At 63.2% G+C, this 25,275-nt stretch carries 21 protein-coding genes; 8 read left to right on the top strand and 13 right to left on the bottom strand.

What is annotated here, in order from left to right; translation table 11 throughout:
* Positions 1–3: 3 nt before the first annotated feature.
* From BerOc1_RS17105 to BerOc1_RS17060, 10 genes are all read right to left on the bottom strand, one after another.
* On the bottom strand, positions 4–432 hold the full coding sequence (locus BerOc1_RS17105) for a cytochrome c3 family protein (protein ID WP_341349798.1): 429 nt from the start codon (positions 430–432) through the stop codon (positions 4–6).
* Positions 433–1,244: 812 nt separating this feature from the next.
* Complete coding sequence (locus BerOc1_RS17100; RefSeq protein ID WP_071546969.1) at positions 1,245–2,288, bottom strand: FUSC family protein; 1,044 nt, start codon at positions 2,286–2,288, stop codon at positions 1,245–1,247.
* Positions 2,289–2,419: 131 nt separating this feature from the next.
* A complete protein-coding gene (locus BerOc1_RS17095; RefSeq protein ID WP_071546968.1) occupies positions 2,420–3,766 on the bottom strand; it encodes a sigma-54-dependent transcriptional regulator in 1,347 nt (448 codons plus the stop codon).
* A complete protein-coding gene (locus BerOc1_RS17090; RefSeq protein WP_071546967.1) occupies positions 3,763–5,250 on the bottom strand; it encodes a PAS domain-containing sensor histidine kinase in 1,488 nt (495 codons plus the stop codon). The genes BerOc1_RS17095 and BerOc1_RS17090 overlap by 4 nt, the downstream gene beginning before the upstream one ends.
* A gap of 134 nt (positions 5,251–5,384) precedes the next feature.
* Complete coding sequence (locus tag BerOc1_RS17085; RefSeq protein ID WP_071546966.1) at positions 5,385–6,071, bottom strand: hypothetical protein; 687 nt, start codon at positions 6,069–6,071, stop codon at positions 5,385–5,387.
* Positions 6,072–6,075: 4 nt separating this feature from the next.
* On the bottom strand, positions 6,076–7,353 hold the full coding sequence (locus BerOc1_RS17080) for a sulfite exporter TauE/SafE family protein (protein ID WP_071546965.1): 1,278 nt from the start codon (positions 7,351–7,353) through the stop codon (positions 6,076–6,078).
* Positions 7,354–7,413: 60 nt separating this feature from the next.
* A complete protein-coding gene (locus BerOc1_RS17075; protein ID WP_071546964.1) occupies positions 7,414–7,797 on the bottom strand; it encodes a response regulator in 384 nt (127 codons plus the stop codon).
* Entirely contained in the window at positions 7,794–8,204 is a 411-nt protein-coding gene (locus tag BerOc1_RS17070) for a response regulator transcription factor (RefSeq protein ID WP_242653030.1), read from the bottom strand. The genes BerOc1_RS17075 and BerOc1_RS17070 overlap by 4 nt, the downstream gene beginning before the upstream one ends.
* A gap of 4 nt (positions 8,205–8,208) precedes the next feature.
* Positions 8,209–8,640, bottom strand: a complete 432-nt coding sequence (locus BerOc1_RS17065; RefSeq protein WP_071546963.1) for a response regulator — start codon at positions 8,638–8,640, stop codon at positions 8,209–8,211.
* Positions 8,633–10,348 (bottom strand): sensor histidine kinase, encoded by a 1,716-nt coding sequence (locus tag BerOc1_RS17060; protein ID WP_071546962.1) that lies wholly within the window; start codon positions 10,346–10,348, stop codon positions 8,633–8,635. Before BerOc1_RS17060 ends, BerOc1_RS17065 begins: the two co-directional genes overlap by 8 nt.
* A 568-nt stretch (positions 10,349–10,916) precedes the next feature.
* Here BerOc1_RS17060 and BerOc1_RS17055 point away from each other — a divergent pair.
* Positions 10,917–11,285 (top strand): response regulator, encoded by a 369-nt coding sequence (locus BerOc1_RS17055; RefSeq protein WP_071546961.1) that lies wholly within the window; start codon positions 10,917–10,919, stop codon positions 11,283–11,285.
* A gap of 91 nt (positions 11,286–11,376) precedes the next feature.
* Here BerOc1_RS17055 and BerOc1_RS17050 read toward each other — a convergent pair whose 3' ends face one another.
* The gene (locus BerOc1_RS17050) at positions 11,377–12,630 is read right to left on the bottom strand and encodes a glycosyltransferase family 2 protein (RefSeq protein ID WP_071546960.1); all 1,254 of its coding nucleotides are present in this window, start codon (positions 12,628–12,630) and stop codon (positions 11,377–11,379) included.
* Between the two features lie 243 nt (positions 12,631–12,873).
* On the opposite strand from BerOc1_RS17050, the gene BerOc1_RS17045 reads away from it, so the two are divergent.
* From BerOc1_RS17045 to BerOc1_RS17015, 7 genes are all read left to right on the top strand, one after another.
* A complete protein-coding gene (locus BerOc1_RS17045) occupies positions 12,874–15,045 on the top strand; it encodes a malate synthase G (RefSeq protein ID WP_071546959.1) in 2,172 nt (723 codons plus the stop codon).
* Positions 15,046–15,067: 22 nt separating this feature from the next.
* On the top strand, positions 15,068–16,429 hold the full coding sequence (locus tag BerOc1_RS17040) for an L-serine ammonia-lyase (protein WP_071546958.1): 1,362 nt from the start codon (positions 15,068–15,070) through the stop codon (positions 16,427–16,429).
* 168 nt (positions 16,430–16,597) lie between these two features.
* Positions 16,598–17,326, top strand: a complete 729-nt coding sequence (locus BerOc1_RS17035) for an amino acid ABC transporter ATP-binding protein (RefSeq protein ID WP_071546957.1) — start codon at positions 16,598–16,600, stop codon at positions 17,324–17,326.
* A gap of 75 nt (positions 17,327–17,401) precedes the next feature.
* The gene (locus BerOc1_RS17030) at positions 17,402–18,226 is read left to right on the top strand and encodes an ABC transporter substrate-binding protein (RefSeq protein WP_071546956.1); all 825 of its coding nucleotides are present in this window, start codon (positions 17,402–17,404) and stop codon (positions 18,224–18,226) included.
* A gap of 73 nt (positions 18,227–18,299) precedes the next feature.
* Positions 18,300–20,063: an amino acid ABC transporter permease gene (locus BerOc1_RS17025; protein WP_071546955.1), complete on the top strand. Its 1,764-nt coding sequence runs from the start codon at positions 18,300–18,302 to the stop codon at positions 20,061–20,063.
* A gap of 249 nt (positions 20,064–20,312) precedes the next feature.
* Complete coding sequence (locus tag BerOc1_RS17020) at positions 20,313–20,705, top strand: cytochrome c3 family protein (RefSeq protein ID WP_071546954.1); 393 nt, start codon at positions 20,313–20,315, stop codon at positions 20,703–20,705.
* Between the two features lie 242 nt (positions 20,706–20,947).
* Positions 20,948–21,292: a hypothetical protein gene (locus tag BerOc1_RS17015; protein WP_071546953.1), complete on the top strand. Its 345-nt coding sequence runs from the start codon at positions 20,948–20,950 to the stop codon at positions 21,290–21,292.
* Between the two features lie 71 nt (positions 21,293–21,363).
* Here BerOc1_RS17015 and BerOc1_RS17010 read toward each other — a convergent pair whose 3' ends face one another.
* A complete protein-coding gene (locus BerOc1_RS17010) occupies positions 21,364–23,568 on the bottom strand; it encodes a RelA/SpoT family protein (protein ID WP_071546952.1) in 2,205 nt (734 codons plus the stop codon).
* Between the two features lie 15 nt (positions 23,569–23,583).
* Entirely contained in the window at positions 23,584–25,221 is a 1,638-nt protein-coding gene (locus tag BerOc1_RS17005; RefSeq protein ID WP_071546951.1) for a peptide-binding protein, read from the bottom strand.
* Positions 25,222–25,275 lie beyond the last annotated feature (54 nt).

Genomic DNA, 25,275 nt, shown 5'->3' with positions numbered 1-25,275 from the left:
GGATTACCTCGCGTGGCACTGGTAGCAGGCATCTTCCCCGTAGGGACCGCCGTTTTCCTCGTGGCAGCCCATGCACAGGGAGTGGAAGGCCTCGCCACGGGTCGGGATGGATTCGATGTCCGGCCGTTCATCCTCGGGAAGCGGCCCGGTGGGCACTTCGTCGTGACAGCGCAGACAGGCCTCCTTGTCCGGGAACGCCTTGGGGTGTTCGCGGCGGAACGTTTCGTCGAACTCCGCCGGGTGGCAGGCTCCGCACGGCAGGTACTCCCTGCCCTCGAGTCCGTCATGGTGACAGTCCGCGCAGTCGGCCCCGTAGTCATCCGCGTGCGTCCGGTGGGAAAACACGACCCGCCCCCCGGTGTTGTCCAGGATGATCCGGGCGGGAACCTCCTGTTTTTCCTCCGGGATGGCGTAGCCGACCACGGCTCCCACAAAGAGAAGCGCTACGACTGCCGAAATTATGAAGTATCTATTTTGCAACTGGTCAATCCTCACTCAATAGCTGTTTACATTGTTCGTCGGGCCGCCTTCCGCCCTTTTTCCGGGGACGGGCTAGCACGTCCAGATTGATTAATCAATCAGTTCGTTTTTAGCAGAAAACGTGCCACTACCGGTGGCAATTGCACCAACAGGTAAAATAACCACAATGCGTTAAAATACATTGTTTTTTAGTTGCAAAACAGGCGTTTTATCACGCCAAGATCGCGCAATGACAGGACATATGAAGTTTTTTTCACATCGGGTACAATGGTCGACACAACAAGAGCGCTACTGCTGGGCAGAGATGCCCTTTTTTCGCCCTCATGTGATTTTTCGCACAAATAAAACGGCAATTCGCTGGATTAAGCATGTCGACGAACGGCCTCGCCTTGTTTTGCCAGACCGCCTTCACGTCTCGGCAAAAAAATGAATTTGGCAAAAATAATAGAATGGACGTTGCTAAAAAAAATTTAGAATTTTTTTGGACGTCATCCCAGGCCCCGGTTTTTCAGGTCTTCCGCAGTCCGGGTCAGCTATCGCGGCAACGCGCAAACGCGCCTCTTAGGCAAGACTATTTCGGCAAGACAAGGTGGACGAAAACCCAATGCGGCCGCGTACTTTTTTTCACAAGACAGTGGAGAATCTCGAACTCTTCACCCGCCTCGTCTGGGCCGCAGCCCCCCTCCCGGCCGGAATTACGCGTCTCCACGCAAAAGAGGCCCGCGGCTGTCCGCCGCAGGCCTCTATCTGAGAAGATCGGAAGGCTATACGGTTCCGCGCGGCTTGTTCAGGACAACCAGGAGGAATTCGCCCAGGTGCTGTACGGTGTTGATGAAGCTCATGACCTGGAAGTACCGGCGCACCTCGAACCGTTCGATGACGCCCTGCTCGCGCAGTTCGATGAACCGCTGCTCCACCCTGTCCACGGCCCGGGCCAGGGGGTGGGGATCGTACTGCACGCCCCGTCCGATGGAGCGCAGAGCCACGGCCAGATGCCGGGCCAGGAGGTTCAGTTCCGGTGTCATGATGATGTCGAAGCCGTCGCCCTCCACCTCGTTGAGCAAGGAAGGCGTGGATTGCAGCCGCTCGACCACGGAATTGAGCGTGTTGACCTGCAGGGAGAGCTTGGCCATGTCGTCTCGGAAGACGCGCCGCTCGGTGGAATATATCTTGTTGTAGAGATCCCGGTTGGCCTGGACCTCGCGGGCCAGGTCAAAGAACAGATCCGGGTCGGTCTTGCGTTGACGGTGCAGGAAATTGTCCATGAGCAGCAGGACGTCGTCGGCCACTTGGTCATATTGTCCGCACAGCCGGTCGAGCAGGACCGAGGTGGTCCGGTTGGGCCAGACCGCCACCGAGACCACGAAGGCGCAGAGCACACCGACGCCGATCTCGGCCACCCGGAACAGGGAGTATTCGATGCGGTTCTCCGCCTGCAGACTGGACAGGAAGACGATGGCCATGGTGATGGCCGCCATGCGGTAGCGCGCGTCGTAGCGGGTCAGGTAGGCGCATACGCCCGTGCCCACGAACACGGCGATGAGCGTATAAAGGTGGGTGGGCGGGAAGACGAGGATCATCAGGATGCCCATGCCCGCGCCGATGGCCGTGCCGGTGAACCGGTACAGGCACATCTGGATGGAGTCGGCCACATGCATCTGCATGACGATGACCGTGGTGATGACCGCCCAGTACCCGTAGGGCAGGCCGATAAGTTCCGCCCCGACGTAGGCCAGAACGCTGGCCAGTCCGACCTTCATGCCATGCCGGACGTGGCTGCTGAGGTATTTTTCCACGTTGAAAGCCATGATGCGCCTTGGATATGGTTGTGCGTTGCACCATACCCGACTGTGCGGACAGGTCAACGCCGTCCGGCCCTTTCGCATAAGGACAGGGCCGGGTCAACCCCAAAGGTTCACCCCGGGGCGGCCGGGATGGGCTATTCGCCCTGCCCGGCCATCCCTTCGAAGCGCTTGAGTTTTTCCCGCAAGGTCTTGCGGTTGATGCCGAGGATCTCGGCCGCGCGGGTCTTGTTGTCTCCGGTCATGACCAGGACGTTGCGGATGTGTTCGAGCTCCACTTCCTCCAGGGTCCGGTTGACGCTGCCCTCGCGCGGCAGGCTGAAGCGCATGGCTTCGGGCAGGTCCGTGATCTCGATGGTGTCGTGATCCACGATGACCACCAGCCGCTGGATGAGGTTCTCCAGCTCGCGGACGTTGCCGGGCCAGTCGAAACGGCGCATGGCGTGCAGGGCCTCGTCCGAGATGGTCGGCGGCTCGCGGTGCATGGCCCTGGAGAACTCGGCCAGAAAATGGTTGATGAGCACGAGTATGTCGTCCTCGCGCTCGGACAGGGGCGGCACGTTGATGTCGATGACGTTGATCCGGTAGAACAGGTCCTCGCGGAAAGAGCCCTCCCCGACCATGCGCCGCAGGTCCTTGTGGGTGGCGGCCAGGATGCGCACGTCCACGGTCTTGACGATGCTCGACCCCACCTTGCAGAACTCCTTGGACTGGAGGACCCGCAGCAGCTTGGCCTGCATGGTCGGGCTGGCGTCGCCGATCTCGTCCAGGAAAATGGACCCGCCGTTGGCGACCTCGAAGAAGCCCGCCCTGGACTCCTTGGCCCCGGTGAAGGCCCCCTTGACGTGGCCGAACAGCTCGCTCTCCACCAGGCTGTCCGGGATGGCCGTGCAGTTGACCGGCACGAACGACGCGGTCCGCCGGTCGCTGTTGTAGTGCACGGCCCGGGCCACCAGCTCCTTGCCGGTGCCGGACTCGCCGTTGATGAGCACGTTGGCGTCCGAAGCCGCGGCCTTGCCGATGCGCTGGAAGACCAGTTCCATCTCCGGAGAGGTGCCGATGATCCCGAAATTGTCGGGTGGAGTGTCGGCCGAGGCCAGGACCCGCCTGCGCTGCAGCCGCTCCACGATGCGCCCCACGGACGAAAGCAGCTCCTCGGTGGTAAACGGCTTGGCCAGGTACTCCCCCGCCCCGTCCTTGATGGCCTCCACCGCGCCGGGAATGGACGGGTAGCCGGTTATCATCATGATTTCCACGTCCGGCAGGTTGGCTCGCACGTGCTTGATCAAATCCAACCCCGAGGCCGCGGGCATGCGGTAGTCGGTGATGACCAGGTCGATGACCAGGTCCTCGAGCAGGGCAACGGCCTCGTCCACCCGGCCGCAGGTAAAAACCTCGTAGCCCGCGGGCACGAGATTGCGCTTGAGCACCTCCAGAGTCGATTTGCTGTCGTCCACCGCGAGAATGCGGACAGTCCTGCTCATGGCTCATCCTCCGGGTCGCGCAGATGGCAGGGAAAGGCGACCTCCACCCTGGTCCCCCCGTCCGGCGAGCTTTCCACCTGAATGAATCCCCCGTGGGCCTTGACGATGCCGTGTATCACGGACAGCCCCAGGCCGGAACCCTTGTCCACGTCCTTGGTGGTGAAAAACGGGGTGAAGATCATCTTGAGCACGTCCGGGGTCATGCCCGGGCCGGTGTCCTCCACCACCAGGTAGGCGTCGCTGTCGAGCCCGATGGTTCGGACGGTCACGGTACCGCCGTCGACCATGGCCTGGATGGCGTTGACCACCAGATTGACCACCACCTGCTTCATGTGCTGGGGATCGGCCAATATCTTGGGCAGGCTCCGGTCATACTCCCGGACGATCTCGATGTCGCCGCGCCGGGCCCCGGATTCGGTGATGCGCAGGGCCTGCTCCACCGTGTCGTTGAAGTCGATGAACGCGGGCTGGGGCGGTAGCTGGCGGCCGAAAAACATGAGCTTGCGGATGATCTCGCGGGCGTGCAGGGAGGACTCCACGATATTGTTCAGGTCCGTGGCAACCTGCTCGGGCAGGTCCGGGCTCTGCAGGGCGAGTTCGGCGAAGCCGAGGATGTTGGCCAGGGGCTCGTTGATCTCGTGGGCCACCCCGGCGGAGAACTGGCCGATCTTGGCCAGCCGGTCCGACTGCCTGAGCTGGCGCTCCAGCTCCTGTTTGGCCAACCGCGTCTCCCGTTTGGAGACCAGGATGACCACCTGCTGGACCACGGTGGTGAACAGGTCCCGCTCGTCCTCCAGAAAACCGGGCCGGGCCGCGTCGTTGCGCACGGCGACCGTCAGCGACCCGCGCTTCTCGCCGTTGATCACCAGGTCGGACTTGAGCATGAAATCGCTCTCCTCGAAGCCCGGGGTCTCGTAGATCTTGTGCCCGAGGCGCAGCCGGGCGTAGGTCATCTCCGGGTTCTGGAAGGCCGCCGGGAGCAGTTCCACCACCTGGGTCAGGAGGTCGTCCATGGTCCGGTGGATCTCGCCCATGAGCTGGCTCAGGGAATAGAGGCAGTTGAGCTCCTTGTTGCGCTCAAGCAGCGTGAACCGCTCGCGCAAAAGGCCCTTCTCGCGCAGGACCAGGTCGGTCACGTCCTGGCCCACGCACAGCAGGCTGACGATCTCGCCGTTGGAGTCGGTCAGCGGCTTGAGGTTCCAGTTGACGTAGACCGTGTCCCCGTCCTTGGCCCGGATGCGTCCGGCAAAGGCGGTCACTCCCCTGTCCTGGACGCTCTCGAGCAGGGCGCGCCGGGCCATGTCCCGCTCGTCCCTGGGGATGAAGACCTCGAACCAGTCGCGGCCCGCCAGTTCCTGGAGATGATACCCGGAGAGGTGCTCCAGCTCGGAGTTGCCGTGGATGATCCCCCCGTCGAGATCGAGCGTGACCACGATGCCGTGGGTCAGCTCCATAACGGTGTCGTAATAGTTCTGGAGATTCATGCACGCTTCCTCATGTGAAGAAAATACAATCATTTCGGACAGGAGTAAATCCCCTCATGGCTCGGGACGCGGTCCGACGGCCGGGGGAGGCCGCCGGACCGCGCAGGGCTAGGGTATGATGCGCATTCCGAGACTTAGTGACTGAGCTTGAGTCCCCATCCCTCGAAGACGAACAGGATGGCGAACCCGTACCACAAGGTGTAAAGCACATAGAAGACCAGGGAGAAGATGACCAGGCCTATGTCGTCCGTGATGCTCTGGGCCTCGACCCCGTAGTAGTTGTAGGAGGCCTCCACCGACTTGGTCTGGACCGTGTCCACGGCCTTGGCCGCCGCGAATTCCTTCTGGTTGCCCAAGGCCTTGTTCATCAGCTTGTAGGATATCCACCAGTTGTACAGGACGCGGCGCGGCTCAATGCCGTACCGGGCCTGGATGGCCTCGCCGTCGTTGTCGTACATGACCTGGGCGTCGTCCAGGCTGCTCTTCAGGATCGCGCCCAGGGAACCGGCCAGATGCAGCGCCTTGCCGTCGGCCGAAGCCTGCGCCCCGGCCTTGGCGAACATGTCGGCCGACTGGGCCGCCTGGACTTCGGTGCCGTAGTTCAGGGTCACGTCTATGGCCTTGCCGTCGAACTTGGCCATGTCGTCCTTCAACTGCGAGGAGTAGTTGATGGACCCCTTGGAGATGGAGTTGTAGAGATTGTCCAAAAACTGCATGCCGTTGTGCCCGTGGTAGATGGGCTGGAACATCATGAACAGGATCACGAAAAAGACCACCAGCAGGCTCGCCCCGCCGTAGAATTCCTTCTTGTTGTAGATCATGGCCTTAGGCCTCCTTTCTCTTGAGCTTGGAAATGTTCATCAGGAAGGTGCCCACCACCCAGACGGAGAACCCGCCGATGACGATGAAGAACGCCCAGATGCCGATGGTGTTGAGCACGGCCCCGGCGCCTGGCGAGAGCGAGATGATGTCCATATCGGCCAGCTTGCTCGGCAGGGCGAATATCCGGTTCATGAAACCGGCCAGCACGGCCATGGCGTAGAAGCCCCGGATGGTGATGCCGGGCACGATCTTGGTCACCAGCGCGCCGATCTGGATGCCCAGCAGCGAACCGATGAGCATGCCCATGGCCAGGGTGTAGAAGATGAAGCCGTAGATGGCGTACTGGGTGATGGACGCGAAGCCCGCCGTGAACACGATCTGGAAGATGTCGGTACCCACCGTGGTCATGGAGGACACGCCGAGCACGTAAACGAAGATCGGGAAGGTCAGAAAGCCGCCGCCCACGCCCATGATGCCCGCGGCCAGGCCGACCAGCGCGCCGGACAGGACCAGGAATATCCAGGAGATCTGGCGGCCGCCGGCGACCAGGTCCTGGTCGAACTTGATCATGGGCGGGCACTTGACGTCCTGCAGGTTGCGGCACAGGGCTCCGAGTTCGGCCCCTTCCCCGCCGCCGTGGGCGTCGCCGCCCTTGTCCGCCTTGCGCGAACGCAGGAAGTCGGCCAGGGCGTAGAAGCCCAGGAAGCCGAGCATCAGCGAATAGACGGTGGTGATGAAGGCGTCGCTCAGGATCGGGTTGATCTCGTAGAGCACGCGGTTGATGACGCCGCCCGCCGTGGCCCCGAGCACGGCCCCGACCAGGAAGACCACGGCCAGGGACACGGACACGTTGCCGAGCTTGCGGTGGATGACGCTGCCCATGATCGCCTTGGCGAAGATGTGGAACAGGTCTGTGCCCACGGCCAGGATGCCCTTGATGCCGGCGGACATGAGCGCCGGGGCGATGATGAAGCCGCCGCCCGCGCCGATGCAGCCGGTGATCAGTCCCGCGCCCACGCCGATGGCGATGGAGACCATGAAGATGCCCAGGCTGTAGAAGGCCGGGCTATAGGCCTTCTTGCCGCCGAGCAGATGCGGCAGGGCCGGGCCGATGTCGTCGGCAAAGGCCACGCCGATCAGGATGATGGGTATGATCATCAGCCCGATGAGCAGCAGCTTCTTGCGGCTGCCCACTATGGACTTGGCGTTGTCGATCTCCCACTGGGCAAGGGCTCCGGCCCCGGCCATCATGAATCTACCCCATTGGCTGAAAAATCGCATGACTATCCTCGCTTCCTCTTGTTTTGTTCAACCCGTCCGAAGCACCCACCCTCGGGCCGATCACTTCGAATTGCTTCTTTTTTTCATGGCCGCATCTTCGATCTTGCGGACCAGTTCCTCCACGTCCGCCGGCTTCATAAGGTAATCGAACGCCCCCATGGCCAGACTGGAAATAACGATGTCCGTGTCGGCATGGGCGGTCAGCATGACCACCTCCACCTCCGGGTGTTGCCGCTTGATGGCGCTCAGGGTCTTGATCCCGTCCATGCCCGCCATCTTGATGTCGAGCAGGATCACATCAAAGGACCTTTGGCCCATGATCTCGAGGGCCTGCGCCCCACCGCCCGCAGTGGCCACGGACAGCCCCCTGCGGTCAAGACGCTTGGCCAGGGCATCGGTGTACCCGCCCTCGTCGTCAATGAGCAGCACCCTCACGCCGTTCATGCCCGCTCCCTTCCGGCGCTCAATTCCAGCGCCTTGTCGAGCAGTCTGTCGAACTCCACGGGCTTGGACAGATAGCCCGCCGCGCCGAGCTTGATGCACTCGTCGCGGGCCTCCTCGCTGCCGTGGCCGGTAAGCATGAGCACCGGCATTTCCGGGACCATCAGCCGGAAGACCTTGAGGATCTCGATTCCGTTCATGCCCTGGAGCTTGAGGTCCACGATGGCCACGTCGAACTCCTCGCGGCGCAGCAGCCGGACCGCCTCGTCGCCGCTTTCCGCCGACGCCGCCTCCACGCCCCGGCGGCGCATGCGCTTGCACAGGACCTCGGCGAACCCTGTCTCATCGTCCACGATGAGCAGGCGCACGTCGCGATCCGGTCCGCCGGAGATTTCTCTGGCCCTGTCCACGCCGCTACCCCATGCGCCCGGTGATGTCGCTCAGCCGGGCCTCCACGGCTTCTTCCTCGTGCTCGCTCTTGAGCTCGACGGCCTCGGCGATCTTCTGGTTCAGGTCCTCGAAGCTGCACGGCTTCATCAGGTAGTCGTAGGCCCCGTGCTGGATGCCTTCGACCGCCGAGGGGACCGTGGCGTGGCCGGTCAGCATGATGACCTCGACCAGGGGATGGGCCTCCTTGATCTCCTGCAGGACGACCAGGCCGTCCTTGCCGGGCATCTTCATATCCAGGATGACCACCTGGATACTCGGCTGCTCGGCCAGCCGGGCCATGGCCTCGTCACCGTCAAAGGCTTGGAAAACCGTCATGTTGCGCTTTTCGAGCCGCTTGGCCATGGTCTCGACGAACCCGCGCTCGTCGTCCACGATCAACACAGTGGCATCAGTCATGTCTCATCTCCTGTCGCGTTTCAGGTTGCCGTGCGGGCGGCGGCACCGGCAGACGGATGGTGAACCGGGTGCCCCTGCCCACTGTGCTTTCCACGTCTATCTCTCCACCCATCTGGTGGATAATTCCGAAACATATGGACAATCCCAGGCCGCTCCCCTTGCCCACCGGCTTGGTGGTGAAGAACGGGTCGAAGATACGGCCCAGGTTGGCCGCCGGAATGCCGGGCCCGGTGTCGGCCACGGTGATGGCCGCCTGTCCCTCGTCCATGGCGCAGCCGATGGACAGCCTGCCGCCCTCGGGCTCCATGGCCTGGATGGCGTTGTTGACCAGGTTGAGCAGAACCTGTTGCAGTTCGGTGGCCGAGGCCGAAATACGCGGCATGGTCTCGTCCAGGTCCAGGTCGAACTCCACCTGGGCGAAACGGGCCTGCTGCATGGAGATGTCGACCACCTCGCGGATGAATTCGGGCACCGACATCTCGGTCGCCCGGGAGTCGCTCTGCCGGGCGAAGGAGAGCAGCTTGTGGGTGATGTCCTTGCACCGCCGCCCCTGGTTGCCCACCTGGGTCAGCGCCCGCTGGATTTCGGCGTAGGACGGCAGTTCGCCGCCCTCGTCCTCCATGAGGTCGCTGACCCAGCCCGCCTCCTCGATCATGATGGCCACCGGATTGTTGATCTCGTGTGCGATGCCCGCTGCCAGCTCGCCGATGGCCGCCAGCTTGCCGGTCTCCACGATCTGCTTGCTCATGAGCTCGGACTCCTGGTCGATGGCCTGGAAACGGACCACCAGCTTGCGGGAGATGAGCAGGGCCATGACCACGATGGCCAGGCCGCCGATGAGGAAGATGCCCAGGGTGACGAGTTCGGTGCGGGTCATGGCCGAAAAGGCGTCCGAGGACTTCTGCTGGTAGACCAGCTGCCACTCCCCGCCCTTGATGGGCGCGGTCACCGTGACGTAGGCGTCGCCCTCGCGGTCCACGGACTCGAAGATGGACACCCCGGCCAGGGAGCCCACCCGCCCGAGCTGGCGGCGCGGGGTCAGTTCCAGATCCTGGTTGCGCTCGTCCCTGGGCCGGGTCTGGTACACGCCCCGGCTGTTCAGGATGTAGGCGAACCCGGTCTCGCCGATACGGATGTTCTGGACCAGGTAGCTGAAGGCCAGAAAGTCGATGGTCGCGCGCAGGGTCCAGCGCGCCTCGCCTCGCCCCTGGCTGACGGAAATGATGAAGTGGGGGGACTGGCGCAACCCCTCGAAGACGTCGCTGATGATGGCGTCGCTCTCCTTGGAGTTGCGGAACCAGTCCGCCCCCGAGTAGTCCGCGCCCAAAAGGCTGAACGGACCGGCATAGGCCACCTGGCGGCCGTGGCTGTCGACCACGCCCAGGTCGACGAAGATGCGGCCGTACTGCTGCTGCATCCCGCGCAGGGCCATGGCCAGGTGGCTCGAGGTGGCCAGATGGTCGAACGACGAGGTCCGGCTGACGTATTGGACTTCGGTGAGCTTGTCCCGCAGAAAGGTGTTGATGTCGGCCGCGTGCTTGTCCACCACCTCGGCCAGGTGGGCGAAGACCTTCTCAGTATATATGGAACGGAACTGATGGAAGATGAGCCCGCCCACCAGGATGAGCGGAGCAAAGGACACCGTGATGACCGTCAGCGACAGGTTGCGCGACAGGTTGTCGTAGGAGGACTTCTTTTCAGGATGCATGGCCCCGCTCTCGGTCGCAGTCCCGGGCTCGCTGCCCGATACCCAATACCTCTGCCTGTCCTGCCATGAGCAATCCGTGTGCCACGATCCCGTCCCCGGCCTCTGCCCGGCGACCCCATCTCTGATGTGATTACATCTTGAGATACCTCACTTTATTCAAACTCCTTCCGCCATCCACAAAGCCCCGGACTGTCCGCCGTCAACGGACGAAATCCTCCTTCGACCCTGTTTTACGGCCAAAATCGGTACATTTTGCCCCGATGGTACAAAAGGTGCCGATGGCGAGATTCCACCCGCAAGGCCCCGCCACAGGGGGCACCTGCAACTGTCGCGACTCACAACGGGTAAAAACGCCCCACTCCTGGCGGCAGTCACCTGAATAGCCTTGGAATATTATTTCGAAGCGCGTGGAATGGGCGGTGGTTCCTTCCGAACCATGCCCATACAACATACTCAAATCAATAGTCTTATCCCGGACTCGACAAATGGAGAAAAAAGTATCAAGACGTGTTGCGTTTTCAACCGCTGGCATGTTCATTGTAAGAAGCACAACAGGAGAACCCGCGCCATGACCGTCCCCATCCGCATACTGCTCGTCGACGACGAGGCCGCTTTCGTGGAAACCCTGGCCAAACGGCTGGGCCATCTCGGTGCGCTGGTCAGTACAGCGGAAGGCGGGGTCGAGGCTTACGCCGTCCTGGAAACCGACCCTGTGGACGTGGTTCTGCTGGACATGAACATGCCCGACCTGAACGGGCTCGAGACGCTGAAGATCATCCGCAAGAACTTCCCGTCCACCGAGGTCATCCTGCTCACCGGCGAGGGGGACATGACCCGCCACATGCAGTCCCTGGAGGCCGGGGCCTTCGACTTCCTGCACAAGCCCGTGCCCCTGGAACGGCTGTGGAAGCGCATCCTGGACGCGGCCGGACGATAGCGGCGTCCCCCTTCCGCAAAAGAGTCAACCACAAGCGGCGCTCGGCCCGGAAGCCGGCGCCCCCTGGTCGCCGCGGCCGGCAAGTCGCGGGTCAATGCAAGGCGTCCAATCCCCTTCCGCCCAGCCAACCGGCATAGAGTTCCGTCAGAACGGGCTGCTCCAGGCGCCGGCCGAATTCCGCCATCTCCCGCGCCTTGGCGGGCAACTCCGGGTCAGCGGCCAGCCGGACGTAGGACTCGACGATATTTTGCCCCTCCCGGCGCAAACGTTCGTCCCCCGCGCGGACGGCGGCGTCCAGGAATCGGACCCCGGCCTCGCGGCGGGGAAAGAGCCGGGCCTGGAGGAAGCGGACCTCGGCGAGCACGGACAGGTCGCCCTGCGCCTCGCACAGGTCGGCCAGCCGTTCGTAGGCCGGGCCGTAGAGCGGCTCGCGCTCCATCATGGCCAGGCAGACCGCCCTGTCCGGCACCCCCGAATCGCGGCCGAACGCCCGGTCCAGGATTTCCGCCCGCCGCCGGGGCAGTCGGGCATAGGGCATCTGGCACTCGTTGAGGGCCATCTCATAGCCGTCTTCCTTGAGCCGCAGATGAAAATCAGGATAGATGTCCCACAGGTTTCGTTCCTTGAACAGCCGGGCGTTATCAGACTCGTGGGCATAGCGGCCCTGCGTCCGGCCCTGGAGATGGTAGACGCGGCTCTGCGGGACGCAACGCAGGGAACGGCCCGTCTGCCGGATGCGCACGCACAGCTCCAGGTCCTCGGCCCCGTTGGCGTACCCCTCATGGAATCGGCCCGCCTCGAGGAAGACCCGCCTGGGAAGCAGCAGGGCCGCGCCGGTCAGGAACTGCGGGGAACGGGGCCGGTGTGCCACCGGATGGGTGACCGGAAAGAGTTCATACAGATGCCGGAAGTGCAATTGCGGTTCACAGACCACGGCCAGGTGCTGGATCCGATCCACCGGCAGCGGTCCGCGGGCCGGATACATCAGCAGCGGCCCGACCCCGCCGCAACCGTCCATCAGGGCCTCGGCCAGAGGCGGATACCACCCTGGTGTCAACAAGGTATCGTTATTCAAAAAGAACAGAAAATCACCCGTGGCCTCCTGCGCCCCGAGGTTGCAGGCAGGTCCGAAATTACGGTTTTCGGGCAGGTGGATTGCCCTGAATCGGTCGCCGAACAGCTCCGCGCCCAGAGGATCGAGGCCGGTGGCGGTTTCGTCCGTGGAGCCATTGTCCACCACGAGGACCTCGTAGTCCGTCTCCGGCGCGTGTTCGCGCAGGGAGCGCAGGCAATCGCGCGTCAGGGAAAACTGGTTGAAGACCGGAATGACAACACTCAGCGGCATGCTCGTTCCTTGTTCGGTCAGCGGCCTGGCGGACCGTCAAAAATTCCATATCAACGAGAACCGGTTACAATTTTCATTCCAGCGGAGCCACACGGGCAGTATCATAAAAAAACAGTCCCTAAATATCCAAGATTTGGTGCCAAAAAAAGTCGGTTGTAGTTGCAATACCGTACATCTCAGGGCAATCTGGAAAGGATGTCTCCCTGAGGAGACCGTTTTCAAACCAGAGCACCAGGAGTAGACGTGAAGCAAAGAATTCAGGCAGGCAAGCTGTCCGTGCACCAGGCTCTTGCCGAAGCCATCAAGACGATTTTGGACGGAACCGGACTGGATGAAACCGCTTTCTGGGCAGGCGCCGAAACCGTGTTCCGGGACTTCACCCCGCGCAACAGGGAACTGCTGGCCGAACGCGACCGCATCCAGGCGGCCATGGACGAATGGCACCGGGCGCACCCCGGCCAGCCCGGCGACAAACGGACCTATCACGCCTTCCTGCGCGAGATCGGCTATCTCGTGCCCGAGGGCGGGGACTTCGCCATCACCACGGAGAACGTGGACCCGGAGATCTCGACCATCGCGGGGCCGCAGCTGGTCGTCCCGGCGACCAACGCCCGGTTCGCCCTGAACGCGGCCAACGCCCGATGGGGCAGCCTGTACGACGCGCTCTACGGCTCGGACGTGATCGAAAGGGACGAGGTCCCGAGCAAGGGATACGACCCGGTGCGCGGCCAGAAGGTCATGGCCTGGGCCGCCGCCCACCTGGACGTGGCCGTGCCCCTGGCCGAGGGGTCGCACAGCAACGCGACCGCGTTCGAGGTCGTGGACGGCCCGTCCGGCAAGCAGGTGGCCGTGACCCTGACCGGCGGCGAGACCACCGCCCTGCGTGACCCGGCCCAGTTCGCGGGTTATGCCGAAGAGGACGGCGCGCTCAAGTCCCTGCTCTTCGCCAAGAACGGCCTGCACATCGAACTGCAATTCGACCCCGAGCACCCCGTTGGCCGCGACCATCCGGCGGGCATCAAGGACGTGGTCCTGGAATCGGCCATGTCCACCATCCTCGACTGCGAGGACTCCGTGGCCGTGGTCGACGGCGAGGACAAGGGGCAGACCTATCTGAACCTGTTCGGCCTGATCAAGGGCGACCTGACGGCCAGCTTCGACAAGGGCGGCAAGACCGTGACCCGCGCCCTGAACGACGACCGGACCTACAGCGCGCCCGGCGGCGGGAGCGTGACCCTGTCCGGCCGAAGCATGATGCTGGTCCGCACCGTGGGCCATTTGATGACCACCGACGCGGTGCTTCTGGATGGAGAGGAAGTGCCCGAGGGTATCCTGGACACCCTGGCCACCGGTCTGATCTTCCTGCACGACCTGAAGGGCGGCGGCCGCTGGCGCAACAGCAAGACCGGCAGCGTATACATCGTCAAGCCCAAGATGCACGGCCCCAAGGAGGTAGCCTTCACCTGCGAGTTGTTCGCGGCCGTGGAAAAGGCGCTGGGCATGCCCGCCCTGGCCCTCAAGGTCGGCATCATGGACGAGGAACGGCGGACCACCCTGAATCTGAAGGAGTGCATCCGGGCGGCCAAGGACCGGGTCATCTTCATCAACACCGGCTTCCTGGACCGCACGGGCGACGAAATCCACACGGCCATGGAGGCCGGCCCCGTGGTCCGCAAGGAGGCCATCAAGAACGAACCGTGGATCGCGGCCTACGAGGACTGGAACGTGGACATCGGCCTGGCCTGCGGTTTCTCGGGCAAGGCCCAGATCGGCAAGGGCATGTGGGCCAAGCCGGACATGCTCAAGGAGATGGTCGAGACCAAGGGAGCGCATCCCATGGCCGGGGCCAACTGCGCCTGGGTGCCCTCGCCCACGGCGGCCACCCTGCACGCCCTACACTACCACCAGGTGGACGTCTTCGAGCGCCAGCTCAAGCTGGCCGGGAAGATGCGCGCCTCCCTGGACGCCCTGACCACCCTGCCGCTCATGCGCGACGGCCGCCCGTCCGAGGACGACGTGGCCCGGGAGCTGGCCAACAACTGCCAGTCCATCCTCGGCTACGTGGTCCGATGGGTGGACCAGGGCGTGGGCTGCTCCAAGGTTCCGGACATCAACGGCGTGGGGCTGATGGAGGACCGGGCCACCCTGCGCATCTCCAGCCAGCACCTGGCCAACTGGCTCAGACACTCCGTCTGCACCGAAGAGGCCGTGCTGGCCACCCTCAAGGCCATGGCCGAGGTGGTCGACCGCCAGAACCAAAACGACCCGGCCTACCGCCCCATGGCCCCGGACTTCGACAAAAGCATTGCCTTCCAGGCCGCCCGCGACCTGATCTTCGAGGGCGCGAGCCAGCCCAACGGCTATACCGAACCGATCCTGCACGCCATGCGCCGCAAGGTGAAGGCGCTCGGGTAACCCTTTGCCAGGAGAAATCGAGATGGTGCCCGTCACCACGTCCATATTCGAACTGCTCAAGATCGGCCCCGGCCCGTCCAGTTCGCACACCATCGGCCCCATGAAGGCCGGGTTCGACTTCATGCGGCTCATACGGGAGCTGCCCGAGGCGGACCGCAAGCGGGCCGACGGCCTGGAGATCAGGCTGTTCGGCTCCCTGTCCGCCACGGGCGAGGGCCACGGCACGCCCAGGGCGATCCTGTCCGGCATGCTCGGTTCCCAGCCCGACACCTGCGGAGCCGACACCCTGGAACGGTTCATGGACAAGGATAAACCCTTCGACCTGGACCTGGGCGTCAAGTTCCTGCCCTTTGCGCCGGGTGAGATCATCATGGACGCGGTGCAGCACGACTACGCCCATCCCAACACCATGATCTTCCGGCTCAAGGCCGGGGATACGGTCCTGCTGGAGCGCATCTACTACTCCGTGGGCGGGGGCTTCCTTCGCTGGGAGGGCTGGGAGGAACCGCAGCGGGGCGACCCCGTCTACCCCTACTCGACCATGGCCGAATTGAAGAAGCACCTGTGCGAGCGGTCCATCCGCCTGCACGAGCTCATTCTGGCCAACGAGATGTCCATCACCGGAGCCACCGAGGATGAGATCAACATGGGGCTGGACCACATCATCTCGGTCATGGAGCAGGCCGTGGAGACCGGCATTCAGACCTCGGGCGTGCTGCCCGGCCCCATCGGACTGCAGCGCAAGGCTGCGGCCATGTACAACCGTGCCCGCCAGGAGTACTTCCAGGGGCCCGGCTTCATCAAGGCGCTCAACGCCTACGCCCTGGCCGCCTCCGAAGAAAATGCGGCCGGGCACTGCGTGGTCACCGCTCCCACCTGCGGGGCGGCGGGCGTCATCCCGGCCATCATCTTCATGCTCAAGCGCCACACCGGGGCCCTGCAGACCGAACTGCGCGAGGGGCTGCTGGCCGCCTGCGCCATCGGTTTCCTGTGCAAGCACAACGCCTCCATCTCCGGGGCCGAGGTGGGCTGCCAGGGCGAGGTGGGCGTGGCCTCGACCATGGCCGCGGCCATGATCGCCTACGCCCGAGGCTATCGCTTCCAGGTCACGGAGAACGCGGCCGAGATCGCCCTGGAGCACCACCTGGGGCTGACCTGCGACCCGGTGGGCGGGTTCGTGCAGATCCCGTGCATCGAGCGCAACGCCATGGGCGCGGTCAAGGCGTTCAACGCCTACCTGATCGCCTCGACCCTGGACGAAAGCTACCAGAAGGTGGACCTGGACAAGGCCATCCGGGCCATGGCCCAGACCGGCCGGGACATGTCCGGCAAGTACAAGGAGACCTCCGAGGCCGGACTGGCCCTAAGCTTCACGGAATGCTGAATATCCGCCGGACGGCCAGGCCGTCCGGCGGAAGCGTTCTTTGCCTGCGGACCGACACAGAACAAGGTTCAGTGCTACCGCCCGAGGGCAGAATTTTGATTGCTTTTCAGCCGGTTCCCTGTTAGAAAATCCTCTTGGCTTTTGCCCATTTTTATTTCGGAGTTCGCTGTGATTTCTTTCAAAGGCGTCAACAAGTGGTACGGGGACTTCCAGGTCCTCAAGAACATCAATCTCAATATCACCAAGGGCGAAGTGGTGGTGGTCTGCGGGCCTTCCGGGTCCGGCAAGTCCACCATGATCCGCTGCATCAACCGGCTGGAGCCCATCCAGGAGGGGGACATCCTGGTGGACGGCATGAACGTGTCCGACCCGCGCACCAACATGACCCTGTTGCGCGCCGAGGTCGGCTTCGTCTTCCAGCAGTTCAATCTCTACCCGCACATGACGGTCATGGAGAACATCACCCTGGCGCCGACGCTCGTTCGCGGCATGAGCCGGGGCGACGCCACGGCCATCGGCATGGACCTGCTCGGCAAGGTCGGCATCCCGGACAAGGCCGGGTCCTACCCGTCCCAGCTCTCCGGCGGCCAGCAGCAGCGCGTGGCCATCGCCCGGGGTCTGGCCATGCAGCCCAAGATCATGCTCTTCGACGAGCCCACGTCCGCGCTCGACCCCGAGATGATCAACGAGGTCCTGGACGTCATGAAGTCCCTGGCCCGCGAAGGCATGACCATGGTCTGCGTGACCCACGAGATGGGATTCGCGCGGGAAGTGGCGGACCGGGTCATCTTCATGGACGACGGGTACCTGATCGAGGAGAACACGCCGGAGGAATTCTTCCACAACCCGCAATCCGACCGAACCAAGGATTTCCTCAGCAAGATTCTCAGCCACTAATAAGGATTTATGCCCTTGCCGGACACGGTGTCCGACAAGGGCTTTTTCATACGACTCATCAACCAGGAGAGGTAAATGAGAGTTCTCAAAATCACCGCCATGGCCGCGCTGCTGGTCCTGGCCGCTTCGGTTGCGTTCGCCGGTCCCACCTACGACCGCGTCATGTCCACCAAGGTCGTCAAGGCCGGCCTGTCCAACCAGGGCATCCCGTTCGGCTTCATCAACGACAAGAACGAGTGGGTCGGCTTCGACGTCGACATGGCCGCCGAGATCGCCAAGCGCCTCGGCTGCAAGCTCGAAAAGGTCGTGGTCAACAACAACACCCGTATTTCCTTTGTCCAGACCAACCCGCCCAAGGTGGACATGGTCCTGTCCAACATGACCCACAAGCGCGTGCGCGACGAGAAGATCGACTTCTCCATCACCTACTTCTTCGACGGCCAGAAGTTCCTGGCCCGGAAGGGCACGGTCAAGGACGTCGCCGACCTGGCCAACATGAAGATCGGTTCCATGCAGGGCACCACCTCCATCGTCAACGCCAAGGCCTATCTGCAGGAGCTGGGCAACCCCAACCCGCAGGTCACCGGCTATGACGGCGAAGTGGCCATGTTCGAGGCCCTGAACTCGGGCCGCGTCCAGGCCATCTCCACCGACTCCACCCTGCTGCTCGGCTACGCCGCCAAGGTGCCCGGCAAGTACGAACTGGTCGGCGACTTCATCTCCGACGAGCCCTACGGCATCGGCCTGCCCCAGGACGATTCCGCCTGGCGCGACGCCATCAACTTCACCCTCCAGGACATCTGGAAGGACGGCACCTACAAGAAGATCTACGACAAGTGGTTCGGCCCGGATTCCGACTACCCGTTCCCGCTGACCTCCAAGATCGAGATGTGGCCGTAGGCCCCTTTCCCGAAGCATGACAACGGGTCCCGGAGCGCACCGCTCCGGGACCCTCTTCCGTAAAAAGAGCACGATGTTAAAACGGTATTTCGAAAAACCTCCGGTCCAGAATGCGACCCTCGTGGCCCTGACCGCCCTGGTGGTCTACTATTTCGCCTTCGTCTTCGAATTCAAATACGATTTCGACTGGGCCGTGTTCTCTCACGAGGGGCAATACGGACACATGGGCCTGCTGATGCTCAAGGGGCTGAACACCACCCTGACCATCACGCTCTACTCCTCGATCATCGCCCTGGGCATGGGCACCATCTTCGGCCTGGCCCGGCTGTCCAAGTTCAAGCCGGTCTACTGGTTCTCCACCTGCTACGTGGAGCTGTTCCGCAACACCCCGCTGCTCATCCAGCTCTTTTTCTGGAACTTCGCCCTGCCCTACGCCTTTCCCGAGGATATCCGCTTCAAGCTGTTCGACATGCATTTCGAGTTCTGGTGCGCCACGGTGGGCTGCGGTATCTTCACCGGCGCGTTCATGGCCGAGATCATCCGCGCGGGCATCCAGTCCATTCCCAAGGGGCTGCTCGAGGCCTCCTACTCCTCGGGCCTGACCTTTCCCCAAACCCTGCGCAAGGTCATCCTGCCCCTGGCCTTCCGCGAGATCATCCCGCCGCTGGGCAGCGAGTTCCTCAACAACATGAAGAATACCTCCCTGGCCATGACCATCGGCGTGACCGAACTGTGCTGGTCCATGACCGAGGTATACTCCCTGACCTACCGGACCTTCGAGTCCTTCAGCGTGGCCACCCTGGTCTACCTGGGCATGTCACTGGCCATCGCGGGCATTCTCTACATCGTCAACGAACGACTCAAGATCATGTCCCCGGACCGGCTCACCCCCCTGCGCAGGGTGGCCGACATCCTTTTCTGGCCCTTCGACTTTCTGGGCCGCAAGCTCGAATACGTCTTCTGGTATTTCCGCAAGAGCCCGGATCAGCGCACGATCTCGCCCCTGAGGCAGTCCCTGCGCACGGTCGGCAAACAGACCGTCCGGGCCCTCAAGGCCCTGTTCGTGGCCGCCCTGGCCTACGTCCTCTACGAGGTCGGCACGGCCGTGTTCCATTTCAACTGGGAAATCATCCTGGCCAATCTCAAGACCCTGCTCATCTGGCGCTTCCCCAACGGCGATGAAACCGAGTTCTTCCTCGGCCTGGGCGGCCTGGCCGGTTCCCTGCTCATGGCCGCCATCTCCATTGCCGGCAGTTTTCTCATCGGCCTGGTCCTCGGCATGGGACGCACCGCCAAAAACCGCGTCTTCCGCATCCCGAGCCTGCTGTACATCGAAATCATCCGGGGCATCCCGCTCATCCTGGTCATCCTGTGGTTCTACCAGGCCATCCTTCCGGTCGTTTTCAAAGTGGACCTGGACGCCTTCTGGGCGGCCACCATCGCCCTGACCTTCTTCTTCGGAGCGTACATCGCCGAAACCGTGCGCGGCGGCATCGAGAACATCCCCCCGGGCCAGGTGGAGGCGGCCAAGGCGTCCGGCCTGACCTACTTCCAGACCATGCGCAAGATCATCCTGCCCCAGGCGCTCAAGCAGATGCTACCCGCCCTGGTCGGCATGTTCATCGCCGACTTCAAGGACACCTCGCTGGCCTATATCATCGGCGTCATGGAACTGACCCGCGCGGCCTACGCGGTCAACAACCGGATCATGGTTCACCCGTTCGAAATCTACACCACCGTGGCCGTGCTCTACTTCGTCTTCAGCTACTTCATGAGCCTGTACGCCAAGCGGCTGGAACGCAGGCTCAGCCCCGAGACCGTGCGCATCGAGATGTAGCCGCGGTCCGCGACAACGCCATACGGAAGGGGGAGCGCCGACGCGCTCCCCCTTTTTTGTTTCCGGCACGCCGCCCTCTTTCCCTGCCCGGGCACGGTTCCTGTCCGGCAAATCTGCGCAAGGGCGCGCAAAAACGGTACGTTGCGCGTTTTCATGTGATTACAACGTACCGGAATAACAAAATGTTTCTCTTGGCACGTCCATTGCGACGGACATTGCGGCATTCAACGACAACCGCTGGAGGTTCGCATGTCCCGCTTTTCGACCGTCACCCTGTCCCTCTGCGCGTTGCTCCTGGGCGCGAGCCTGGCCCCGGCCGCCCCACAGGCGCCCGGCGATCTCAGACTCGGCCCGCCTGAGGGGATCAAGGCGAGCAAGGCCCTGGTCGGTTTTTCCCACGCACGGCACGGCGCGGCCGACGTCCTGTGCGTCACCTGTCACCACACCTGGGACGGCAAGTCCGAAATCCAAAGCTGTGCGGCACCCGGCTGCCACGACCAACCCGGCAAGAAGGGCGAGACCGCTTTCTACACGGCCTTCCACGCCAAGAACTCCGACCGCAGCTGTGTCGGCTGCCACAAGCCCCTGAAGAAGGCGGGCAAGGCGGTGCCGGTGAGCTGCGGCCAGTGCCACGAAAAGTAAGCCATACGACCATCCCCAACATCCTCCCCAAGCCGAAGACCCCGCTCCGCCAGGCGGGGTCTTCCCGTTGCTCCCCCTCCCCCGGCCGACGGGCGGACCGTTCCAACCTGGCGCTCGCGTGCGCAAACACTGCGCTTCACCCACTGAGATGCTGTCATTAAGAACCTTTAATTCAGCGTGTTACCAACGGCACACCCCTTGCCTTGTGTCAGGCGACGCAACCCGCAACACCAGGAGACACCATGCGACGCATTCTCTTCATCACCGTGACCCTGTGCCTGCTCACCCTTTCCGCCCCGGCCTGGGCCGGTCCCGGCAACCACCGGATCCCGCCGGGCCAGGCCAGACACATGGTCATGCCTCGGACCATGGTTCATGGACCGGGTTGGGGGCACAGGAACGTACACCGCCATGCGCAATGGGCCCCCCGCCCGGGCCACCGTTACGGACAGCGGTTCCACCATCACCGGGCGCGCCATGTGGCCGGACGCCGCGTCCCGGTCCGTCGCCCCGTGATGGTCAAGGAACGGTACACCAACCGGGGATCGGTCCAAGAGTACACGATCCGGATCCGGACCATCAACTAGCCCTCTGCGCCCCCCAAAAGAAAAGGCCCGCTCAAAAGCGGGCCTTTTGCCGTCTATCTGGATTCCTCCGGTCAGGAGACGCGGATGGCCTCGGTGACCGCCTTGAGCTTCTTGACTTCGGCCAGGGCCGAATAGAGCTGGTCCAGGTCCTTGACCTCCACGGTAAAGTTGAGCAGCGAGGTGCCGTCCACCTTGGACTCGAAGTTGCCGGAGTCGATGTTCACGTCCATGTCCGCGAGCATGTTGCAGATGCGCCCGAGCATGCCGGGCTTGTTCAGGCACTTGATCTTGACCTTGGCCGGATACGGCTTCTCCTCCACGCCCTCCCAGCTGACCTGGATGAGGCGCTCGTCCTCGAAATTGCCGACGTTGGGGCAGTCGATGCGGTGCACGGTCACGCCCCGGCCACGGGTGATGTAGCCGATGATCGGCTCGCCGGGCAGCGGGTTGCAGCAGCTGGCGAAGCGCACGAGCACGTTGTCCACGCCGGATATCTGCAATCCGTCCGCCTTGGGCTTCTTGCCGATCTCCACGCCCGAGGCGACGATCGGCTCCTCTTCGGGTTCGGGCTGCTCGCCCTTTTCCCTGACCTTGCGCTCGTCCAGGGTCTCGCCGTGCAGGACCGCGTACAGCCGCTTTATGACCTTGCGCGGGGTGTAGCGCGAGAAGCCGATCTGGGTCAGCAGCTCGTCCAGGCTGCCGCAGTTGAACTCCGCGGCCAGCTTGGTCAGTTCGCCGTCCTTGATGGCCTTCTGCACGTTGATGCCCACCCGGCGGCCTTCCTTCTCGAGCATCTCCTTGGCCAGGTTGATGGCACGTTCCTTTTCCACGGTGCGGATGTAGTGCTTGATCCGGGTCCGGGCCTTGGCGGTCTTGACGAACTTGAGCCAGTCGCGGCTGGGCACGCGGTTCTTGTCGGTGATGATCTCCACCGAATCGCCGTTCTGCAGCCGGTATTGCAGGGGCACGATGCGTCCGTTGACCTTGGCCCCGGCGCAGATGTCGCCCACCTCGGAGTGGATGGAATAGGCGAAGTCCACGGGCGTGGCCCCGTCCGGCAGCTCCTTGATGTCGCCGTTTGGCGTGAACACGTAGACCTCTTCCTGGAACATCTCCAGCCGCAGGGAGGACATGAACTCGCGCGGATCGGACAGCTCGCGCTGCCAGTCCATGATCTGCTTGAGCCAGGTGTACCGCTCGGCGTCGCGCCGGCCCGCGGTCTTGCCACGCTTGGCCCCCTTGCCCACTTCCTTGTACTGCCAGTGGGCGGCCACGCCGTTTTCGGCGATGCGGTGCATCTCCTCGGTGCGGATCTGAATCTCGATGCGCTCCCCTTCGGGCCCCATGACCGTGGTGTGCAGGGACTGGTACATGTTCGCCTTGGGGATGGAAATATAGTCCTTGAACCGGCCGGGCACGGGCCGCCAGGCCGCGTGGATCAGGCCGAGCACGGCGTAGCAGTCCTTGAGCGAGTTGACGATGACCCTGAAGGCGATGAGGTCGTATATCTCGTCGAAGGTCAGCCCCTGCTGCTCCATCTTGACCTGGATGGAGTGCAGATGCTTGGTCCGGCCGAAGACCCGGCCCTTGATCCTGTTCACCTTGAGCATGTCCGAGATCAGTTCGATGACCTTCTCGATGTACGGCTCGCCCGCTGCCCGGTGCTCGTGCACGGCGTCGGAGAGCTGCGCGAACACGTCCGGCTTGAGGTACTGCAGGCAGAGGTCCTCCAACTCGGTCTTGACCCGGTGCAGGCCGAGCCGGTTGGCCAGGGGCGCGTAGATGTCCTGGGTCTCCTGGGCGATGAGCCGCCGCTTGACCGGCTTCATGTACTTGAGCGTGCGCATGTTGTGCAGCCGGTCGGCCAGCTTGACCATGAGCACGCGGATGTCCTCGGCCATGGCCAGGATGAGCTTGCGGATGTTCTCGGCCTGCTGCACGGCCTTGGACTCGAAGTCCATCTTGCTGATCTTGGTCACCCCGTCCACGATGTCGGCAACGTCCGAGCCGAACAGCTCCTCGATCTCGTCCACGGTGGTGTCCGTGTCCTCCACCGTGTCGTGCAGCAGCCCGGCGGCCACGGTGGCCTCGTCCAGCTGCATGTCGGCCAGCAGAAAGGCCACGTTCATGGGATGGGAGATGTACGGCTCGCCCGAGCGCCGGACCACGCCGTCGTGGGCCTGGGCGGAAAAGACGTAGGCCCGCTGGATCAGGTCCAGGTCGGGCTCCTTGATGTATGAGGCCACCTTGTCGGTGATTTCATTGATGCGAATCATGTATGTCCGTCCGTCTTACGGCTGATGCTGCAGCCTGCGCGGTATCCACCACTTCTCGGAATTGTAGCCTATCCCCGCCGGAGCCGCCTTGATATTCTGTATCCGGGCCTGAACGATGGGCAGGGACATGGGGATGTAGAGAAAGCAATAGGGCACTTCGTCGTGCAGGATCTGCTGCACCCGGTCGTAGATGGGCTTGCGCTCCTCCTCCCGGACCAGATGCCGCCCGCGATCGAGCAGTTCGTCCAGTTCCGGGTTGATGTAGCGGATGAAGTTGAGCCCCCCGTCCACGGCCTGCGACGAGTGCCAGACGTTGTAGATGTCAGGGTCCTGCAGGATGTTCCATCCCAGGATAATAGCGTCGAACCGGCCCTTGTCAATGAACTCCTTGATGAACGCGGCCCACTCCACCGTGCGCAGGGAGACCTGGATGCCGATGTCCTTGAGCCGCTGCTGCAGGATGACCCCGGTCTTGATCCGCTGGGTGTTGCCCTGGTTGGTGATGATGGAGAAGGCGAACCGCTTGCCGTCCTTGTCCAGCCAGCCGTCGCCGTCCGAGTCGGTCCAGCCCGCCTCGGCCAGGAGTTCGCGGGCCTTGTCCGGGTCGAAGGGACGCGGCCTGACGTTCACGTCATACTGCCAGGTGCCCGGCTTGTACGGCCCGTTGGCCGCCTCGCCCAGCCCGTAGAGCACGCCCTTGACCAGTTCCCGCCGGTCGATGGCGTAGTCGATGGCCTGGCGCACGCGCGCGTCCTGGAAAAAGGGATGCTTGAAATTGAAACCCAGAAAGGAATAGCCGAAGGAGAGGAACTTGAACTTGCGGAAGCCGCCGTCCCAGCCCGGCCCCGAGGTCTGGTAGAGGTACTGCAACGGGTCCAGCCCCATCATGTCGAGGTTGCCCGCCTTGAGCTCCAGGAACTGGGTGCCCATGTCCGGGATCATGCGGTAGACCAGGCGGTCGATGTACGGCTTGCCCTCGAAATAGTTCGGATTGGCCTCGAGCACGATCCGGCTGCCCGCGATCCACTCCTTGAGCATGTACGGCCCGGCCCCCACGGGCTGGCGGCTATACTTGGTGTCGACGATGTTCTCCCCTTCCAGGAGATGTTTGGGCAGGATGTCCGTGGCCCAGGAGACCAGCGCCTTGGCGAACGGCTGATCGTAGGTCACCTCGAAGGAGAACCTGCCGGTCTTGCGGAACTCCTTGACCAGCTTGAAGTTGCCCGCATAGGCCGTGGGCGTCTTGGGATCGATGGTCAGCCGGTAGGTGAACTCCACGTCGTCGGCCGTGAGCTGGACCCCGTCGGTCCAGTAGATGTCCTCACGCAACTTGAACCGGAGCAGTTTGCCGCCGTCCAGAACCTCGTAGGACTCGGCCGCGAAGGGCACCAGGTTGATGTCCTTGTCGTACTTGAGCAGGCTGACGTAGATCTGGCCCCCGATCGTATGGGAGGGCTGATCCGAGGACAGGATGGTGATCAGGTTGCTCGGTTCGCCGAGCATGGACTGGACCAGGGTGCCGCCCTGTTCGGGCTCGGCCGGAACGTCCGCCGGGTTGACCGGGGACACGGGCGTGGCCGGTCCCCCGCCGTCGGAACAGGCGGTCAAAAGCATCAGGCAGAGCAGGGTCGCTAGCAGGTTCTCGAGTCTCATTTTCCCTTGCAAAAACAATTTGGTTGGACCATACAATTATGCGAGCATGGCAGA

The sequence above is a fragment of the Pseudodesulfovibrio hydrargyri genome (assembly GCF_001874525.1).
GTDB classification, from domain to species: Bacteria; Desulfobacterota; Desulfovibrionia; order Desulfovibrionales; family Desulfovibrionaceae; genus Pseudodesulfovibrio; species Pseudodesulfovibrio hydrargyri.
The sequence above is the reverse complement of the archived record's forward strand: the minus strand, read 5'-3'. Positions and strand labels throughout refer to the sequence as shown.

Bases quoted from the DNA above. Each gene is read 5' to 3' on its own strand.
- BerOc1_RS17100 (WP_071546969.1), bottom strand. From the start codon at position 2,288: ATGGCTTTCAACGTGGAAAAATACCTCAGCAGCCACGTCCGGCATGGC.
- BerOc1_RS17095 (WP_071546968.1), bottom strand. From the start codon at position 3,766: ATGAGCAGGACTGTCCGCATTCTCGCGGTGGACGACAGCAAATCGACT.
- BerOc1_RS17090 (WP_071546967.1), bottom strand. From the start codon at position 5,250: ATGAATCTCCAGAACTATTACGACACCGTTATGGAGCTGACCCACGGC.
- BerOc1_RS17085 (WP_071546966.1), bottom strand. From the start codon at position 6,071: ATGATCTACAACAAGAAGGAATTCTACGGCGGGGCGAGCCTGCTGGTG.
- BerOc1_RS17080 (WP_071546965.1), bottom strand. From the start codon at position 7,353: ATGCGATTTTTCAGCCAATGGGGTAGATTCATGATGGCCGGGGCCGGA.
- BerOc1_RS17075 (WP_071546964.1), bottom strand. From the start codon at position 7,797: ATGAACGGCGTGAGGGTGCTGCTCATTGACGACGAGGGCGGGTACACC.
- BerOc1_RS17065 (WP_071546963.1), bottom strand. From the start codon at position 8,640: ATGACTGATGCCACTGTGTTGATCGTGGACGACGAGCGCGGGTTCGTC.
- BerOc1_RS17060 (WP_071546962.1), bottom strand. From the start codon at position 10,348: ATGCATCCTGAAAAGAAGTCCTCCTACGACAACCTGTCGCGCAACCTG.
- BerOc1_RS17055 (WP_071546961.1), top strand. From the start codon at position 10,917: ATGACCGTCCCCATCCGCATACTGCTCGTCGACGACGAGGCCGCTTTC.
- BerOc1_RS17050 (WP_071546960.1), bottom strand. From the start codon at position 12,630: ATGCCGCTGAGTGTTGTCATTCCGGTCTTCAACCAGTTTTCCCTGACG.
- BerOc1_RS17040 (WP_071546958.1), top strand. From the start codon at position 15,068: ATGGTGCCCGTCACCACGTCCATATTCGAACTGCTCAAGATCGGCCCC.
- BerOc1_RS17030 (WP_071546956.1), top strand. From the start codon at position 17,402: ATGAGAGTTCTCAAAATCACCGCCATGGCCGCGCTGCTGGTCCTGGCC.
- BerOc1_RS17025 (WP_071546955.1), top strand. From the start codon at position 18,300: ATGTTAAAACGGTATTTCGAAAAACCTCCGGTCCAGAATGCGACCCTC.
- BerOc1_RS17020 (WP_071546954.1), top strand. From the start codon at position 20,313: ATGTCCCGCTTTTCGACCGTCACCCTGTCCCTCTGCGCGTTGCTCCTG.
- BerOc1_RS17015 (WP_071546953.1), top strand. From the start codon at position 20,948: ATGCGACGCATTCTCTTCATCACCGTGACCCTGTGCCTGCTCACCCTT.
- BerOc1_RS17010 (WP_071546952.1), bottom strand. From the start codon at position 23,568: ATGATTCGCATCAATGAAATCACCGACAAGGTGGCCTCATACATCAAG.
- BerOc1_RS17005 (WP_071546951.1), bottom strand. From the start codon at position 25,221: ATGAGACTCGAGAACCTGCTAGCGACCCTGCTCTGCCTGATGCTTTTG.